Here is a 17,563-nt window from a genome sequence, read left to right as displayed (position 1 = left end):
GCCTTTCGTCCGGATCTGGCTGGTCGGGGAGCGGGGAGCGGGGTCCGGTGCCCGTGGATCGCGGCGCGGAGGAAGGGGTCAGGGTGTGGCCCGGACCACCTCCACCTGGCCGAGACCCACGTCGAGCCGCAGCTCCAGCGTCCCGGCCGGGCCGGCCCCCGCGCGGGGCGCCAGCGTACGCTGCCGCGACTGGTCCGGGGAGACATCCACGTCGTCAGGACGCTCGCCGGGAAGCCGGATGTCCCCGAGCCCGGCCGAGGCCCGCACCTTCACCGTCACGCCGTCCGGTATGACGACCCGGAGCAGCCCGGCCCCCACCTCGGCCGATGTGCTGACGGTGCGGCCCTCCGGGACCGCGAGGCCGCTCATGTCGAGCGTGCCCACGCCGGAGCCCAGCTCATAGCGCGGCTGTACGGCGGTGACGGAGGCCGGTGTCCAGTGCCGGCGGCCCCATTCCGTGGTGATGTCCTTCGGGACCGCGGAGGCCGCCGCGAGCAGCCCCGCGGTGACCACCGTCAGAAAGACCGTGCCCGCGCCGACACGGCCGCGGAACGCGCCCGCCACCAGGCCGAGTGCGAAGACCGCGAGCGCGGCGGCGAGGCCGATCTGCAGGCTGGTGCCGAGCGGCCGGCTGTCCCAGGACAGGCCCGTGCCCAGGCCGCACGCGAGCAGGGCGAGCAGGAAGACGGTGCCGCCGATCCCGCGCGGGCCCCGGGGCCTGGCGGCGCCCGCCGGGGCCGCCGCCCGGCCGCGCGGCGGTGCCTGGGGTCCGGCGGCGTCCGCCGGACCCCAGAGATACGGCGCGTTGCCGGGACCCGTGGTGCCGTCCTTGACGATCGGATCCCGCCACCACGAGGGGGTGCCGGGCGCCGGCGGTGCCTTGGTCTCCGGCGGCGCCTCCGTCACGGAGTGCGCCGCGGCCGGGGCGGACGCGCCGCCGTCCGGCGCGGCGACCCGGCGGCGCTGCGACCAGACGGCCGCGCCCACGACCGCGATCGACAGCATCGCGGCGAAGCCGAGCGTGCCGTCGTCGCCCAGCATCGACAGAAACAGACCGCATCCGATCAGCGCGAGCAGCACCGCGATCATTGAAGCGCCCTCGACGCGGCCGGAGAGCAGCCTGCGGACCTCGTTCTCCTCCTCGCCGTCGAGCGGGATCAGCAGCCAGGCGAAGCCGTAGAAGATCAGCCCTGTGCCACCGGCCACCGTGAGCACCCCGATGACGATCCGGAAGATCACCGGATCGACGTCGCAGTACCGCCCGAGGCCGCCGCACACGCCCGCGAAGACCTTCTGCCGGGGGCTGCGCCGCAGATACTGGGGCGGGGCGGGAGGCTGCGCGGGGTCCGGGGCGGCGGCCGACGCCGTGGGCGGAGCGGAACGCGGTGGGGGCGGCGGCTGGGTCATCTCTCCATGGTGACGGCGCCGGTCCCGCGCCTCCAGCGCCGCCGACCCTGGGCTGTCCCTGATATTGGGGATATTGGGGTAGTGGTCCCGGGCCCACCCAGGGGGCACGGGACGGTTCCCGCTCCGCCGCCGCCGGTCTACGGCGCGTCCGAGCCCGGAACTCAGGGTCTTGTCAGGGTCGGACCGGGGGGCGAACCCTGATGTCCTCGACCGGCGCGGCATGTGACCATCAATGCCATGCCAGCCGCCCCGTCCCACGCCGACGCGACGTCTGCCCCCCGCGCGCCCGCGCCGGAGGAGCAGCCGCCGCGCAAGCTCTACCGCAGTGCGGACGGGCGGCTTCTCGGCGGTGTCGCGCGCGGGCTCGCCGGGCATCTCGGGCTTCCGGTGGTCTGGGTACGCCTGGTATTCCTCGGGCTCTTCTTCGCGCAGGGCCTCGGCGTGCTGCTCTATGCCGTCTTCTGGATCGTGGTCCCGCTCGGTGTCGGAGGCACGGCGACCGGACCGCGCTCCTTCTTCGAGATCAGCCCGGACGGCCGGCGACGGCTGCGCAAGCCCGACAAGGGCCAGGTCGTCGCGCTGATCGCGTTGCTGATCGGGGCCGGTGTCTTCATCAGCAACGTCAATATGGGCCGGGCCCACGCCGACCGCTACATCTGGCCGATGCTGCTGATCGGCGCGGGCGTCGTGCTGGTCTGGCGGCAGGTGGACAACGCCCGCCGCGCCCGCTGGACCGAGGTCGGCCGCCGCCGCCGGACGCTCCAGCTCGCGCGCGCTCTCGCCGGGGTGGCGCTGGTCGGCCTCGGCCTGGCCGTCTTCATGGTGGTGCGGGGTGCGGCGGCCCAGCTCGGCAATGTCATGACCGGCGCCATCGCGGTGGTGGCCGGGATCGCCCTGCTCTCCGGTCCCTGGCTGGTACGGATGACGCAGGATCTCTCCGAGGAGCGGCGGATGCGGATCCGCGCGCAGGAGCGCGCCGAGGTCGCCGCCCATGTCCATGACTCGGTGCTGCACACCCTCACCCTGATCCAGCGCAGCGCCGACGACGGGAGCGAGGTGCGCCGTCTCGCCCGCGCCCAGGAGCGGGAGCTGCGCGCCTGGCTGTACAAGCCGGAGGGCACGGGCAAGGACGAGGAGGACGAGCCGGCCACCCTCGGTGAGGCCGTGAAGCGGGCGGCGGCCGAGGTGGAGGACCATCACGGGGTGCCGATCGAGGTCGTGGTCGTCGGCGACTGCCCGCTCGACGAGAAGCTGGCCGCGCAGATGCAGGCCGCACGCGAGGCGATGGTCAACGCCGCCAAGTACGGTGGCGAGGGGGGAGCGGTGCAGGTGTACGCGGAGGTGGAGGGCCGTACGGTCTTTGTCTCCATACGGGACCGGGGGCCGGGATTTGATCTGGACGAGGTGCCGGACGACCGGATGGGAGTGCGGGAGTCGATCATCGGCCGGATGCAGCGCAACGGCGGCACGGCGCGGCTGCGTTCGGTGCCGGACGGGGGCACGGAGGTCGAGCTGGAGATGGAACGGGCGGAGTGACGAGCGGCGGCGGGCGTCTTCGCCCGCGGCGGGCGACGGCCGACGGCGGATGACCGTACGGTACGAGTGCCGCGCGGCACGGCGCGGCGACAAGGGTGAGGGGTCGAGATCATGAGCGAGGGCGCAGGGGCCGGAAGCACTCCCCGCGAGAGCGGCGCCGAGGACGGCCGTCGGGTGCGGGTGGTGCTCGTGGACGACCACCGGATGTTCCGCACCGGCGTACAGGCGGAGATCGGCCGCACCGAGCAGACCGGTGTCGAGGTCGTCGGCGAGGCGGCCGACGTCGCCCAGGCGATCACCGTGATCACGGCGACCCGCCCCGAGGTCGTGCTGCTCGACGTCCATCTGCCGGGCGGCGGCGGGGTCGAGGTGCTGCGCCACTGCGCGGCGCTGATGACAGCGGCCGAGAATCCGGTGCGGTTTCTCGCGCTGTCCGTCTCGGACGCGGCCGAGGACGTCATCGGGGTCATCCGGGGCGGCGCCCGCGGCTATGTCACCAAGACGATCACCGGTGCGGATCTGGTCGATTCGATCTTCCGGGTGCAGGAGGGCGACGCCGTCTTCTCGCCCCGGCTGGCCGGGTTCGTCCTGGACGCCTTCGCGTCGACGGACGCCCCGCCCGTGGACGAGGACCTGGACCGGCTCACGCAGCGGGAGCGCGAGGTGCTGCGGCTGATCGCGCGCGGGTACGCGTACAAGGAGATCGCCAAGCAGCTCTTCATCTCGGTGAAGACCGTGGAATCGCATGTCTCGGCGGTCCTGAGGAAGCTCCAGCTCTCCAACCGGCACGAGCTGACCCGCTGGGCGACGGCGCGCAGGCTGGTGTGACACGGGCCAGGGAGCCTGCCGGAAGGGCTACGAGCAGTACCACTCGGTGATGAAGGTGCGGCCCTGCCGGTCGTCCAGCAGGCCCCGGACGCACTCGCCCGGCATGGTGGTCAGCGTGCCGGACAGCTCGGCGACCCCGTGCCGGGTCCGCCGGGTGCCGAACCACCCGGGAAACGCGGTGATCCGGTCGTCCTTGCGCTGATAACCGAGGCGTACGGTGAGGTCCGGCCGGCCCGTGTGCTGGACGTAACGGGTGGTGAAGCCGCCCGCGCCGCCGATCGGGCCCGCCACACAGAGCCGGCCGCCGGAGAGATCGCCACAGCCCCTGGGGGTGACGCCGACGGGCGCCACCACAAAGAGCGCGCCAATGCCGAGTCCCATCGCTCGCGCTGCGGTGGCACGTCTCACGGCTCCCCCTCGGCAGGCGACGGCGTCCTGTTGCTCATCGTCACGCGGATGTGGGGGCGGGGCATCCCGGCCTGAGCCAGTCCGGCGACAGGGGGCCGCCGGTTGGCACTTCGGACGGGGGGAGCGGTGTCCCGGACGGGCGCGGGCTTCCGGCGCCCCGGGGCTCCGCGGAGCTCTCAGACGGGGCGGGAGGCGCCGGCGAACGGCATCTGGTCGATCGGGGCCATCCGGACCGCGGCGCCGGGCCTCGGGGCGTGGATCATCTGTCCGCCGCCGACATACAGCCCCACATGACTGATCCCGGAGAAGAAGAACACCAGGTCACCAGGGGCGAGTTCGGAGCGTCCGATCCGCCGGCCGCTGTTGATCTGGGTGTAGGTGGTGCGGGGGAGTGACACCCCGGCGGAGCGCCAGGCGGCCTGGGTCAGCCCCGAGCAGTCGAAGGAGCCGGGTCCCGTCGCGCCCCACGCGTACGGCTTGCCGATCGCCCCGTAGGCGAAGGCGACGGCTGCCGCGGCACGGGAACCCGATGCCTGGACGGGGCCGCCGGTGGTGGGCGTGCCCGGTCCCGTCAGCGCTCCCTGCCCGGCGTACTGGGCACGCTGCCGGGCGGTGAGCCGGTCCAGCAGCCGCTGGGCGTCGTCGAGCTTTCGCTGGACGGCCGACTTGTGCCGGGCCAGTTCCGCCTGGCGGGCCCTGAGATCGACGAGCTTGTCGTCTGCCCGGGCGCGCAGTTGGCTGATCTCCGCGAGTTCCTTGCGGATCCTGCTGATCGTGTCGGCCTGGCGCGCTCCGGCCCGTTCGGCGAGGGCCGCGCCCTCCAGATACCGCTCCGGCCGCGAGCTGAGAGCGAGCTGCACGGCCGGGTCGAGGCCGCCGCTCCGGTAGTGCTCGGCGGCGATCACGCCGAGTGCGTCGCGGGAGGTGTTGAGGCGTTCCGTCCTGCGGGTGGCCTCGTCACGCAGCCTCGTCAGCGAGGCGAGGGTGTCGTTCGCCTTCTCCTTCGCGCCGTTGTACCGCTCGGTGGCGGCTTCCGCCTGCTCGTAGAGCTTGTCGACCTTGGCCCTGACCTGGGCCGGGGTCAGGCGGGGATCGGCGTCCGCGGGGCCGTCGAAGGCCGCGACGCTGGCGGCCCCGGCGAGTGCCAGGGTGACGGCTGTGCGGCCGGCGGGGCCGGCGAACGGGCGCTGCTTACGTTTTCGGTGCGCTGCCACGGGGGCGGTCCTCTTCCTCATACGTACACGTACTGCGGTGGCGAGTCGGCCACCCGGAGGAGGACGTTAAGGGCCAAGGTCGGGGCCCGGGGTCGGCATGGCCGGTATTGGCAGGGAGGTGGTGGTTCGGGCACGTTTTGTGACCGGGCCGATCAAGCGGAAACACGCCCTCCGGTCGGACGCGACCGATACGGAACAACGCCGCACCTCGCCGAAGAGAGGTGATATGGCCCCGGCTACGCTCCCGCCCATGGACGTACTCATCAATGTCTTCGTCGCTCTGCACATCATCGGCATCGCCTCGCTGCTCGGCGGCTTCCTGACCCAGATGAAGGCGATGAGCGCGGGCACCGCCCGCTTCAGCCCGGCGATGCTGCACGGAGCGCTGACGATGCTGGTCACGGGCGTGGCCCTGGTCGGTCTCCATCAGGCCGAAGGGCACGCGGTGAACACCCTCAAGATCGGCGTCAAGCTGGCGGTGCTGATAGTGATCCTGGGCGTCGTGTATGTGAAGCGGGACGACGAGGTGGCCCCGAAGCCGCTGTTCGGCACGGTCGGCGGTCTGACCGTGGCCAATGTCCTCATCGCCACACTGTGGACCTGACAGTCCCCGGGGCCGCCGCGCGCGCCCGGCGCCGGCCCCGAGGGGGTTCGCCGGACGGTCAGGCCGGGCGGACGCTGCCGTAGACCGGCATGTAGTAGATGGACTCCTCGCGGACGTTGGCACCCGGCTTGGGGGCGTGGATCATCATGCCGTCGCCTATGTAGATGCCGACATGGCTGATGTCGTCGTAGAAGAAGACCAGATCACCGGGGAGCAGGTCCCCGGTCGCGACGCGGGTGCCCACCTTCACCTGGTCCCAGGTGGTGCGCGGCAGTTCCACGCCCGCCTCCTTCCAGGCGGCCTGGGTGAGGCCCGAGCAGTCGTACGAGCTGGGGCCCGTCGCTCCCCAGACATACGGCTTGCCGATCTGGGAGCGGGCGAACGCCAGGACCTTGGCGGCCTTGGCGGAGTAGCTGCCGGAGGCGGCCGAGCCGCTCCCGGTGCCCGCCGACGGGGCCTGGGTCTCCTGCTCCGTCTCCGTCCTGGCCCGCTCCTCGGCCTTGGCCTTGGCCTCCGCCTTCCTGCGCGCCTCGTCCTCCTTCCTGCGCTCCAGCGCCGCCAGCCTGGCCTTCTCCTCCGCGGTGAGCTGCGACAGCAGCGTGCGCGCGGCGCCGAGTTTCCGCTGGACGTTCTGCTTGCTGGTCCGCAGCGCGGCCTGGGAGGCGGTGAGCGACTCCAGGCTCTTCGCCGCCTCGGCCCGCTTCTCGCCGGCGGCGGCCTGCTGCGTCTGGAAGTCGGCGACGGCTCTGACCTGACGGTCCCCGAGCCGGTCCATCAACTGCGTCTGGTCGAAGTACGACTGCGGGCTGTCCGCGAACATCAGGGCGGCGGTCGGCGTGACCGCTCCCTCCCGGTACTGCGCGGCGGCGTAGGTGCCGAGCGTACGGCGGGCCTCGTTCAGCTTGTCCGCCCGTTCGGCGACGTCCTCCAGGGCCCGGTCGACCGCGCGCCGCTGCTTCTCCGTGGCTTCTTTCGCCTTGTTGTACTGCTGCGTCGCGCCGCCAGCCTGGCGGTACAGGTCGTCGACCTTCTTCTGCACCTCTTCGACGGACGGCTTCGGCTCCGCGGGCGCGGCACTGGCGCTCCCTGCCGAGAGCAGCGTGACCGAGGCGAGTGCGGCTGTCGTGATCCCGACGGCGGGGGAGCCGGTGCGTACTCCGGTACGGCTGCGCGTTCTGCGATGCGACGCCAAGGCGGGCATCTCCTTCCGTGGAACCCCGCCGGCGCCGGACTCCCGTACGGAAGGCCCGGATTCGGCGTGGGCAGCCCGCTTGGCGTGGTTCGCCGTCGGGGGTTCGGGCTGCCTGGTCGAGCACGCTAACCAAACTGTGGTGCTGGTGTGAAGGTCGATGGCCGATATGCCCGATACATTTTCGTGACCTTTGTGCTTGGGCCGTCCGGAGGTGGGTAAAGAGAGGTTCGGCGTCACACTGAGTGACCGTGAGGGCGCCGTCCGCCGGAGGCAGCCGCGGGCTGTCGGACCGGTGCCAGGCGTTCCGGGCCGCAAAGACCGACCGGGGATTACGGGGCAACCCTTAGACTCGGAGAGCGATGAGCAGCCTCTTTGACGACAGTTTCCTGGCGGACCTCCAGCCCTCCGGCGACGAGCACCCGCCGCCGCCCGATGACGACGGCGACCATGCCCCGGAGCAGGTGCCCGACGACCTGTTCCAGGGGGCCTTCGACGCGCCTCCGGTGCGGGATCCGTACCACCGCGACGGCGCTCCGCGCACCGTGGTGGACCCGGCCGCGCTGCTCGAAGGGCTGAACGACGAGCAGCGCGCGGCCGTCGTGCACTCCGGATCCCCGCTGCTCATCGTGGCCGGGGCCGGATCCGGCAAGACCCGGGTGCTGACGCACCGGATCGCGCATCTGCTGGGCACCCGCAGTGTGCACCCCGGTCAGATACTCGCGATCACCTTCACCAACAAGGCCGCGGGCGAGATGAAGGAGCGCGTCGAGCAGCTCGTCGGCCCGCGCGCCGCCGCCATGTGGGTGATGACTTTCCACAGCGCGTGCGTACGGATCCTGCGGCGCGAGTCCAAGAGGCTGGGCTTCACGTCGTCCTTCTCCATCTATGACGCCGCCGACTCCAAGCGCCTGATGGCCCTGGTCTGCCGCGATCTGGATCTCGACCCCAAGCGCTATCCGCCCAAGTCCTTCAGCGCCAAGGTCTCGAATCTGAAGAACGAGCTGATCGACGAGGAGGCGTTCGCCGGCCAGGCCGCCGACGGCTTCGAGAAGACGCTCGCCGAGGCGTACCGGATGTACCAGGCGCGGCTGCGCGAGGCCAACGCCCTGGACTTCGACGACATCATCATGACCACCGTCCATCTGCTCCAGGCGTTCCCGGACGTGGCCGAGCACTACCGGCGGCGCTTCCGCCATGTCCTGGTGGACGAGTACCAGGACACCAACCACGCCCAGTACACGCTCGTACGTGAGCTGGTGGGCCCCGCGGGCGAGGACCACGACCCGGCCGAGCTGTGTGTCGTGGGCGACGCCGACCAGTCGATCTACGCCTTCCGGGGCGCCACGATCCGTAACATCCTCCAGTTCGAGGAGGACTACCCGAGCGCGACGACCATCCTGCTGGAGCAGAACTACCGCTCCACACAGACGATCCTCAGCGCCGCCAACGCGGTCATCGAGCGCAACGAGAGCCGCCGTCCCAAGAATCTGTGGACCAGGGCCGGAGCCGGTGCGCAGATCACCGGATTCGTCGCGGACACCGAGCACGACGAGGCGCAGTTCGTCGCCGACGAGATCGACCGGCTGACGGACGCGCGCGAGGCCAGGGCGGGCGATGTCGCGGTCTTCTACCGTACGAACGCGCAGTCCCGGGTCTTCGAGGAGATCTTCATCCGGGTCGGGCTGCCGTACAAGGTCGTCGGCGGAGTCCGCTTCTACGAGCGCAAGGAGGTCCGCGATGTGCTGGCCTATCTGCGCGTGCTGGCCAACCCGGAGGACAACGTCCCGCTGCGCCGGATCCTCAATGTCCCCAAGCGCGGGATCGGAGACCGCGCGGAGGCGATGATCGACGCCCTGGCGCTGCGGGAGAAGATCACCTTCCCGCAGGCGCTGCGGCGGGTCGACGAGGCGTACGGCATGGCGGCCCGCTCCGCCAACGCCGTCAAGCGCTTCAACACGCTGATGGAGGAGTTGCGCACGGTCGTCGAGTCGGGCGCCGGGCCGGCGACGGTCCTGGAGGCCGTGCTCGAACGGACCGGCTATCTGGCGGAGTTGCAGTCCTCGACGGACCCGCAGGACGAGACGCGGATCGAGAACCTCCAGGAACTCGCGTCGGTGGCGCTGGAGTTCGAGCAGGAGCGCGGCCAGGAGCAGGGCCAGGCGGACGGCGGTACGGCGGGCGACGGCGGCGCGGCAGCCGCCACGGCCGGCACCCTCGCGGAATTCCTGGAGAAGGTGGCGCTCGTCGCCGACTCCGACCAGATCCCCGACGAGGACGAGGAAGGCTCCGGAGTCATCACCCTGATGACGCTGCACACCGCGAAGGGCCTTGAGTTCCCGGTGGTGTTCCTGACGGGCATGGAGGACGGTGTCTTCCCGCACATGCGCGCCCTCGGCCAGACGAAGGAGCTGGAGGAGGAGCGGCGCCTGGCGTATGTCGGCATCACACGCGCCCGTGAACGGCTCTATCTGACGCGGTCGTCGATGCGGAGCGCCTGGGGCCAGCCCTCGTACAACCCGCCGTCCCGCTTCCTGGAGGAGATTCCGGGACACCATCTGGAGTGGAAGCGGACCGGCGCGCAGATCCCGGCGGGCCCGACGTCCGCGATCACGTCCTCGCTGTCCTCGGCCTCCTCGCGGTCGAGGTCCGGCGGGGCCTCGGGCTTCGCCACCCGGCGGACCACCGACAAGCCGGTGATCTCGCTGGTGGTGGGGGATCGTGTGACACATGACCAGTTCGGCCTGGGCACGGTGATGGCGGTGACGGGGACGGGCGCCGACGCCCAGGCGACGGTCGACTTCGGGGACACCAAGCCCAAGCGGCTGCTGCTGCGGTACGCGCCGGTGGAAAAGCTGTAGCGGAGGGCCCGGTGGCGGTCACGCACCGGGCCCATACCGTACGACGACGGCGGCCCCCTCCGGGCTTCAGCGAGGAGGGGGCCGCCGCCGTGTACAGGCGTTTCGGGTGGGCCGTGCGCGGGTCTACGACGGGTTGAGGCCGTGGCTGCGGAGCCAGGGCAGCGGGTCTATCGCGGAGCCGCCTCCGGGGCGCACCTCGAAGTGCAGGTGCGGACCGGTGGAGTTGCCCGAGTTGCCCGAGTAGGCGATGACCTCGCCGGCCTTGACCGTGCCGGAACGGATCTTGGTGCTGCTGAGATGGCAGTACCAGGTCTCGGTGCCGTCGGGGGAGGTCACGATGGCCATGTTGCCGTAGGCGCTGTTCCACTGGGTGCGTACGGTGCCGTCGGTCGCGGCCATCACGGGTGTGCCGTAGGAGACGGGGAAGTCGATCCCGGTGTGCACGGACATCCAGTTGACGCCGGCCTGGCCGTAGAAGGCGCTGAGGCCGTGTTGCGCGACGGGCAGGGCGAACTTGGGGCGCAGGGCCTCCTTGCGCGCCGCTTCGTCCGCGCGCCTCTTCTTCTCGGCCTCCTGGCGGGCCTTGAGGTCGATGCGCTCCTGGGTGCGGCTGGCGCGGTCACCGAAGTCACGGGCGTCGGCGCTGAGGGCGGCGAGCTGGGTGTCCAGCTTGTTGTTGGCGGCGACGGGTTTCACGGAGCCGGGATCGGCGGCCGACGCCGTGGTGGTCGTGTCGTCCTGCGACTCCTCGCCCCCGAGTCCCCCGACGGAGGCGGCGGCGATACCGGCGACGCCCATCACACACGCGGAGGGAACGGCGACGGTCAGCAGTGCGGAGCGCTTGGCGGGCGTACGGCGGCGGCCACGGCCGCCGTTGCCGCCACCGGCCCGGCGCACGGGCTGCGGCGTGACATTGATGGCCGGGGCGGTCATGGTCGCGGCCATGTGCACCGGATCGGGGCCGGATCCGGGGCCGGCGTCCGGTCCGTCCTCCGGCTCGTGCTCCTGGGCGCCGTATCCGGCGTCGCTGTCGTACGGGCCGTGGCCGTCCTGCTCGTCGGCACCGTACTGGCCGGCCGGGTCGTGCTGTTCGTCCGCGCCGTACTGGCCGTCGGCGCCGTACTGGTTGTCCGCCTCGTACGGTGCCTCGGGGTGGTACTGCTCCGGCACGACGGCTTCCACGAGGACCGTGTCGTGCGGCGCGGCGTTCTGTGCCGTACCGGCCGTGTTCCAGGCGGTGGCGTCGTAGGCGCCGCTGTCGAACGCGGGCGCCATCCACTGAGCGGTCGGCTCATAGGCGAACGGCGTGCTCTGGAGCTGTCCGGCGTCGAACTGCGCGGTCTCGAACTGAGCGGCCTGCGCGGCGGTCATCTGGCCCGACACGCCGTATGCGAAGCCGGTGGCGTCGAACGCCGTCTGGTCGGTCCCGTTCAGCGGATCCGCCTGGTTCCAGGCGTTCGCGTCCCACTGGGCGGTGGGGTCGGGCCCGGCCTGGCCCAGTATGTCCACCGGCTGCTGATAACCGGCGTCGGCGGTGACGGTGGCCCACTGGCCGCTGGTGTCGTACTGCGGCGTGGCGTACGCGTCGTATCCGGCCGTCTGGTGGGCTCCGGTGCCCCACTGTGCGGAGTCGTACTGCCCGCTGTGAGCCTGCGGGTCTTCGTAAGCGCCCGGGGCGCCCGGGAGGTTGCCGAAGAGAGGATCTGTCTCGTAGCTGCCGTTCTGGTAGCCGTCATATGCGGCGTACCCGGCGTGGGCGTGCTGGTCGTTCACCAACTTCTCTCTCGCCTCGGCAGCAGAACCAGGGTCTGAGGTCCGGTCCTTCGTCAGAGGACCCCAGAGGGAAAGCAGTGGCCGCGACTGTACCCGGCGGTATGCGACGGCGACAATCTTCGGCAGGTTTTAGGGTCCGCGGAAACGGGCATTCGGCCGTGTTTCGGCGGACTGTGGGCACAGCTTTGGCTCTACGTTCGAAACGTGTTCGAGCCATGTGCCGGTGGCGGGAGCCGTCCGGGGGCCGGGCCGGGGTCAGGCGACGGAGAAGGTCCCGTCGGAATCAGGGGTGTCCTCGCCGGTCCTGGATCCGCGGCGGAGAGCACGCTCGGGACCGCCGTCGAGGCCGTCCTCCAGGCCGTCCTCCAGGATGCGCCGGATGCCGGCCGCGACCGCCGGGTGGACGGTCAGGGCGAGGTGGCCGACTCCGCTCACCCGTACGTTCTGAGTGAGGAGATCCGGATGGTCGATACACGCGGCCGCGACCGGGCTCATGAGCTGGTCCAGATCGCTCCAGAAACTCACGAAACGGGTACGGCAGCCGGGCGCGGGCAGCCGCAGCTCCTTGATCAGGGCCGATCCGGGCCGCATCTGCCGCACCACGGGGTGGGCGCTGGCGAGCGGGGCGAAGGCCGTGCCCTCGTGGGGGGTGCCGAGCGTGACCAGGGTGCGGATCCGGATGTCGCCGCCCAGTCGCTGGGCGTAGTAGCGCGCGATCAGGCCGCCGAGGCTGTGTCCGACGACATCCACCTGGCGGTGTCCGGTGCGGGCGCAGATCTCCTCGATGTGCCGGTCCAGCAGCGCGGCGGCGGTGCGGATGTCGCAGGTCAGCGGCGAGTAGTTGAGGGAGATCAGATGGCGCCAGCCGTGCCGGGCCAGGGAGCGGCGCAGCAGGACGAAGACGGAGCGGTTGTCCACGAAGCCGTGGAGCAGGACGACGGGGGGACGGGACCGGCCCTCGGTGGGGAGCCGGGGGGCTTCCGGTGGCAGCTCGGGATCGCGGCGCTCCTGGACGATGCCCGCGGGGTAGAGGAAGAGATGCGCGGCGAGTATGGCCAGATCGAGCGCGGTGGCCCTGACGAGGGCGACGGGGAGGGAGGCGGCCCGGAGCAGCGACCCGGGAAGCGTGGCCTGGGGTACGCGGCTCACGCAGCGCACAAGCGACGGAAAGAGCGGCAGTACATCCATGGCCGACCTCCGAACGGCACCCGGGGGGCGGCTCTGACCTCCGTGTGCCCTCATGGGGCGCCGCCGGTGACCGCGCCGGACCGTGCCGACGAGCCGGAGCCCGTGTACCGGCCGTGCCACCGCGTCGCGCGAGAGGCACGCAGGAACTGTGCCGGTGAGGCGGCTCCCTGTGCGGCTCCCCTTGCGGCCGCTCCCGTCCGGCAGGGATGCCGGACTTTGGGAACGGCGCAAAGCGAACATGTCCCATGTGTGATTTCCCCCTCGCCGCCCTCCCCGAAACGGGAGGGTGCGGGATGCTGTAGATAACGTTCGTTCACCTCTCCGGGCCATGGCGGGCGCGGGGACCCGTGCCAATGACGGCGCAGTCGGTATGTGGAGGCAGTGATGGGTGTGACCGGTCCGATCCGCGTGGTGGTGGCCAAGCCGGGTCTCGACGGCCACGATCGCGGGGCCAAGGTGATCGCGCGCGCACTGCGCGACGCGGGGATGGAGGTCATCTACACCGGGCTCCATCAGACCCCCGAGCAGATCGTGGACACCGCGATCCAGGAGGACGCCGACGCGATCGGTCTGTCCATCCTCTCCGGCGCGCACAACACGCTCTTCGCGAAGGTGATCGAGCTGTTGAAGGAGCGCGACGCGGAGGACATCAAGGTCTTCGGCGGCGGCATCATCCCGGAGGCGGACATCGCCCCGCTGAAGGCGAAGGGCGTGGCGGAGATCTTCACACCGGGCGCGACGACGACATCGATTGTGAACTGGGTCAACGCCAACGTCCGCCAGCCGGCCGGCGCCTGACCCAGGCGGCGCCTGACCCGGCAGCGCCTGACCCGGCAGGTCCCGGGACCGTGGTGCCGGGACCTGCCGGGCCCCTGCGGGCGGGCCCCGGCCGGGGCCCGCCCGCAGGCCGGGCCGTCTCTACCGCCCGGCCGGTCCCGGCGCCTCCGCCAGCTCCGCCAGCTCCGCCAGCATCTGCGCGCGCAGGCGCAGCGTGGAGACCAGTCGCTGGAATGCCTCCGACCAGTAGCCGCCCGCGCCGGGTGAGGCGCCCTCCGGTTCGTCCGGGGTCGCCGTGAGGAGCTCCAGCCGGCCCGCTTCCAGCGGGTCGAGGCAGCGCTCGGCGAGGCCCATGACCCCGCTGAAGCTCCAGGGATAGCTCCCGGCGTCGCGGGCTATGTCGAGCGCGTCCACGACCGCGCGGCCGAGCGGCCCGGCCCAGGGCACGGCGCAGACGCCGAGGAGCTGGAACGCCTCCGACAGGCCGTGGGCGGCTATGAACGCGGCCACCCAGTCGCCCCGTTCGGCGGCGGGCAGCATGGCGAGCAGCTTGGCGCGTTCGGCGAGGGACGAGGTGCCGGGACCGGCGGACGGGGGAGTGCCCGGCGGGCCCAGCAGGGCGGCGGACCATCGCGCGTCGCGCTGCCGGACGGCCGCCCGGCACCACGCGGCATGCAGCTCGTCCGCCCAGTCGTCCAGGACGGGCAGTGCGACGATCTCCTCCGGTGTCCGGCCGCCGAGCCTGGCCGGCCAGACGGACAGCGGGGCGGCCTCCACCAACTGGCCCAGCCACCAGGACCGTTCGCCGCGCCCGGCGGGCGGGGCCGCGATCACACCGTCCCGCTGCATGTCCGCGTCGCACTCGTGCGGCGCCTCGACCACGACGGCCTGCCGACCGTCCGTACGGTCCAGGCTCACACAGGTGGCCGCCCGGGCCGCCATCCGTCCCGCGAGAGCCGACAGCGGCAGCGCGGAGAGGAGTTCGGCGGCGGTGGACCGGACATTGCGGCTGCGGTCCGACAGGGCTCGCTCCAGGAACGGCTCGTCCGCCAGGGACAGCCCCGTGCGCAGCGAGTCGAGGAACATCAGCCGGTCCTCGGCCCGCTCGGTGGACCAGGTCGAGGTCAGCAGCTCCAGCGCGGCCCGCCCGTCCCTGGCCCGTACGGCGGAGAGCAGGGCGACCCGCTCGGCGAACAGGCCCTCCTCCCAGAGCAGCCGGACGGCCTCGGTGTCCCCGGGGTCCCCGGGGTCCCCGGGGTCCCCGGGGTCCGGCACGGCGGAGCCGCCCGGGGCGCCGCGCAGAGCGAACTTCCACTCCGGATTGAGCCGGGCGAGCCAGAGCCCGCGCGGCCCGGCGAACCGCAGGGCACCCGGCCGCAGATCGGTGCGCGCGCGGGCCGCGTCGAGCAGGGCGGGCAGGAGGGGCGCGGGCGCGCGGTAGTCGTGCGCGTTGGCGGCGGTGAGCCACTGCGGCAGCAGCTCGGTGAGGTCCGGTGCCGTACCGCGCCGGCCCCCGCCGCCGGACGGCGCCGACCGGTCCGCGAGCAGCAGCGCGAGCCTTCTGGTGGCCGGCTCGGGCAGCGCCGCGCGGCCGTCGTGGGGCGCGGGCTCGGGACGTTCGGCGGCGCGCGCCGGGAGCAGGCCGGCCCTGCGCCGTACGGTGTGCAGCGCCGCGGCGTCCAGCAGGGCGACGGGCGCGTCCCTGCCGGGCGCCATGACCTCCGCCGCCGGGGTGCGGCGGTCCGTGCCGAGCAGCGCCGAGGTGACGAGCTGCTCCCAGGGGGTGCTTCTGGCGGTGCTGTTGGAGCTGGCCATCTGGGCCTCCGTAAACGCAGACGCGGTCAGGTGAGCGGAACTGTCCCCGGGATGTCCTCGGACCAGGCCGCGAGCGGATGGAAGCCGCGGTGGCCGCACTCGCCGAAGACCGTGACCGGGCTGCCGCCGGACAGCGCGGCGAGCTTCCAGGGACCGGGACGGGAGAGGGCGGCGGGCGCGAGGGGCAGCGCTGATCCGCCGTCGGCGTCGGCCAGTTGCCAGCCGCCGTCCGCCTCCGGCACCGGTATGACCCGGGACAGCGTCACCGGCCAGGAGTCCAGCCAGGGATCGTCGCGGAGCGCGGCGCCGTAGGCCTCGACCGCCGCGGCCGTGGAGCCGCCCGGCGGTGGTGTACGGATCGGAGCAGGCGGGCCGAACTGCTTGCCCCAGTCCGCCCGTAGCTGCCCCGCCCCCTCGTGCGGTGTGACCTCGGCCTCGATCACCGCGCCCACCGGCAGGCCCAGTTGAGGGGTCCGCCCGGCCGCCCCGAAGGACAGCACCAGCGCCGGGCGCCCCGTCTCCCTGCCGTACAGCCGGATACGGCGGGTGATGAGCTTGCCGTCCGACGTGTCGTACTGCGCGAGGACCAGCCAGTGGTCACGGACCGGCGGACCGCCGGCGGGAGACGGGAGACCGACCCGGGTGCGGACCGTCGCCGCCAGCGGCTCCGGCAGCCGGTCGAGCCGCTGCCAGCCCGCATTGAGCAGATGCAGCAGCGCGGACTCCTCCAGCAGCCGCACCGGCCATCCCGGACCAGAGCCGGGGATGGCGCCCAACTCCCGGGCCCGTCCCGCCAGTCCGGGCGCCTGGGCGTCGACCATCCGGGCGGCCGTCTCCTCCCAGGGCCCGTATCCGGACCGCTCCGCCGAGGCCAGGCCGCCCCGCAGCAGATCCGCCAGCCGCTGCTCCAGCTCCGTGGTGCCCGCCGTGATCCGCGCGGCCCTGCGCTCCGCCCTGCGTCTGGCGGCCTCCGGATCGGCCGGCTTCCCGGACCCGCTCTCGCCGGGGCCCGCCTCGGCCCGCTTCCTGCGGCCTTCGAGCCATTCACCGGCCCAGTCGGGCACGTCGGCCCGCTCCACCGCCTTCTCGTCCGCAGCCCAGAGCAGCAGCAGCCCCAGCGCGTGCTTGCACGGGAACTTCCGGCTCGGGCAACTGCACTTGTAGGCCGGGCCCGTGATGTCCACCACCGTCTGATACGGCCTGCTGCCGCTGCCCTTGCACAGGCCCCACACGGCTCCCGCGCCGCTGCTGCCGGTCTCCGACCACGGCCCGGCCGTGCCCAGTCTGCCGCCCGCCTTGCGTGAGGCGGCGTCAGGCGCCAGAGCCAGCACCTGTTCCGTCGTCCAGCGCACCCCCGGTCGATTCATGCGGACGACGTTAGGGGCCGCCACTGACAATCTCGCTGACCTGCGGATTCGGCGGACGACAGCTTGACTTTGCCCCTCCTTTGCGATGGGCTGCGAGCCTCAGCCGTCCTGGATCCGGGGGATCACCGATGAACCGCACCGTCCGCGCAGCCGCCGTCGCCGTCTCCGTCACGTGTCTCGCGTTCGGCCTGGGCGCCTGCTCCGCCGCCGAACGGGTCGACAAGGCCGTCAACGAGGAGATCGACGAGGCGGTCGGCGAAGGGGTCGACAAGGCGATCAACGAGACGTACGAGGTCACCTACGAGGTCACCGGCAAGAACGTCGACTCGATCGACTTCCACGCGGGCGGGGGTGACGCCATGAACCCCAAGATCGAGACGGTCGAGAAGCCCACGCTGCCGTGGAAGCGCACGGTCAGGCTGCGCGGGATCATGCCGCCGGTCGTCACGCCGATCGCCGTGGACCCGGCGGGCGCCCAGGTCACCTGCAAGATCATTTACAAGGGTGATGTCATCAAGGAGTCGTCGGGCGAGGGCCTGGCCGCGGCGGGCGGCTGCATCACCGTCTCCCCGATCGTGAAGTAACTCCGGGCGAGC

14 protein-coding genes are annotated in these 17,563 nt (G+C 72.2%); 6 read left to right on the top strand and 8 right to left on the bottom strand.

Going from position 1 to position 17,563, the window contains the following annotated elements; genetic code table 11:
• Positions 1–78: 78 nt before the first annotated feature.
• Positions 79–1,407, bottom strand: coding sequence for a PspC domain-containing protein (locus ABZ707_RS23195; RefSeq protein ID WP_360178106.1), 1,329 nt, complete (start codon positions 1,405–1,407; stop codon positions 79–81).
• A 237-nt stretch (positions 1,408–1,644) separates the two neighbouring features.
• On the opposite strand from ABZ707_RS23195, the gene ABZ707_RS23190 reads away from it, so the two are divergent.
• Entirely contained in the window at positions 1,645–2,943 is a 1,299-nt protein-coding gene (locus ABZ707_RS23190; RefSeq protein ID WP_360178103.1) for a PspC domain-containing protein, read from the top strand.
• A 111-nt stretch (positions 2,944–3,054) separates the two neighbouring features.
• Positions 3,055–3,771 (top strand): response regulator transcription factor, encoded by a 717-nt coding sequence (locus ABZ707_RS23185; protein WP_360178100.1) that lies wholly within the window; start codon positions 3,055–3,057, stop codon positions 3,769–3,771.
• 27 nt (positions 3,772–3,798) lie between these two features.
• On the opposite strand, the gene ABZ707_RS23180 is transcribed toward ABZ707_RS23185, so the two are convergent.
• Together ABZ707_RS23180 and ABZ707_RS23175 are read right to left on the bottom strand one after the other, a co-directional pair.
• Positions 3,799–4,179 (bottom strand): hypothetical protein, encoded by a 381-nt coding sequence (locus tag ABZ707_RS23180; RefSeq protein WP_360178097.1) that lies wholly within the window; start codon positions 4,177–4,179, stop codon positions 3,799–3,801.
• 176 nt (positions 4,180–4,355) lie between these two features.
• On the bottom strand, positions 4,356–5,393 hold the full coding sequence (locus ABZ707_RS23175; protein WP_360178094.1) for an NlpC/P60 family protein: 1,038 nt from the start codon (positions 5,391–5,393) through the stop codon (positions 4,356–4,358).
• A 250-nt stretch (positions 5,394–5,643) separates the two neighbouring features.
• Here ABZ707_RS23175 and ABZ707_RS23170 point away from each other — a divergent pair, with 250 nt between their 5' ends.
• Positions 5,644–5,997 carry a hypothetical protein gene (locus tag ABZ707_RS23170; RefSeq protein ID WP_360178091.1) on the top strand — a complete coding sequence of 118 codons (354 nt, stop codon included), beginning with the start codon at positions 5,644–5,646 and terminating at the stop codon, positions 5,995–5,997.
• A gap of 58 nt (positions 5,998–6,055) precedes the next feature.
• Here ABZ707_RS23170 and ABZ707_RS23165 read toward each other — a convergent pair whose 3' ends face one another.
• Positions 6,056–7,198 (bottom strand): NlpC/P60 family protein, encoded by a 1,143-nt coding sequence (locus tag ABZ707_RS23165; protein WP_360178088.1) that lies wholly within the window; start codon positions 7,196–7,198, stop codon positions 6,056–6,058.
• A gap of 350 nt (positions 7,199–7,548) precedes the next feature.
• Here ABZ707_RS23165 and pcrA point away from each other — a divergent pair, with 350 nt between their 5' ends.
• Positions 7,549–10,047: a DNA helicase PcrA gene (gene pcrA, locus ABZ707_RS23160; protein WP_360178085.1), complete on the top strand. Its 2,499-nt coding sequence runs from the start codon at positions 7,549–7,551 to the stop codon at positions 10,045–10,047.
• Positions 10,048–10,170: 123 nt separating this feature from the next.
• On the opposite strand, the gene ABZ707_RS23155 is transcribed toward pcrA, so the two are convergent.
• Positions 10,171–11,820 carry a peptidoglycan DD-metalloendopeptidase family protein gene (locus tag ABZ707_RS23155; protein WP_360178082.1) on the bottom strand — a complete coding sequence of 550 codons (1,650 nt, stop codon included), beginning with the start codon at positions 11,818–11,820 and terminating at the stop codon, positions 10,171–10,173.
• A gap of 255 nt (positions 11,821–12,075) precedes the next feature.
• Complete coding sequence (locus tag ABZ707_RS23150; protein WP_360178079.1) at positions 12,076–13,008, bottom strand: alpha/beta fold hydrolase; 933 nt, start codon at positions 13,006–13,008, stop codon at positions 12,076–12,078.
• 384 nt (positions 13,009–13,392) lie between these two features.
• On the opposite strand from ABZ707_RS23150, the gene ABZ707_RS23145 reads away from it, so the two are divergent.
• Entirely contained in the window at positions 13,393–13,806 is a 414-nt protein-coding gene (locus ABZ707_RS23145; protein WP_360178076.1) for a cobalamin B12-binding domain-containing protein, read from the top strand.
• A 120-nt stretch (positions 13,807–13,926) separates the two neighbouring features.
• On the opposite strand, the gene ABZ707_RS23140 is transcribed toward ABZ707_RS23145, so the two are convergent.
• Together ABZ707_RS23140 and ABZ707_RS23135 are read right to left on the bottom strand one after the other, a co-directional pair.
• Positions 13,927–15,600, bottom strand: coding sequence for a DUF5691 domain-containing protein (locus tag ABZ707_RS23140; protein WP_360178073.1), 1,674 nt, complete (start codon positions 15,598–15,600; stop codon positions 13,927–13,929).
• Between the two features lie 26 nt (positions 15,601–15,626).
• Entirely contained in the window at positions 15,627–16,967 is a 1,341-nt protein-coding gene (locus ABZ707_RS23135; RefSeq protein ID WP_360178069.1) for an SWIM zinc finger family protein, read from the bottom strand.
• Positions 16,968–17,095: 128 nt separating this feature from the next.
• On the opposite strand from ABZ707_RS23135, the gene ABZ707_RS23130 reads away from it, so the two are divergent.
• Complete coding sequence (locus ABZ707_RS23130) at positions 17,096–17,551, top strand: MmpS family transport accessory protein (protein ID WP_360178066.1); 456 nt, start codon at positions 17,096–17,098, stop codon at positions 17,549–17,551.
• The last annotated feature ends 12 nt before the right edge of the window (positions 17,552–17,563 follow it).

The sequence above is a fragment of the Streptomyces sp. NPDC006923 genome (assembly GCF_040635655.1).
GTDB lineage: Bacteria > Actinomycetota > Actinomycetes > Streptomycetales > Streptomycetaceae > Streptomyces.
This window is presented reverse-complemented; position numbering and strand designations above follow the sequence as displayed.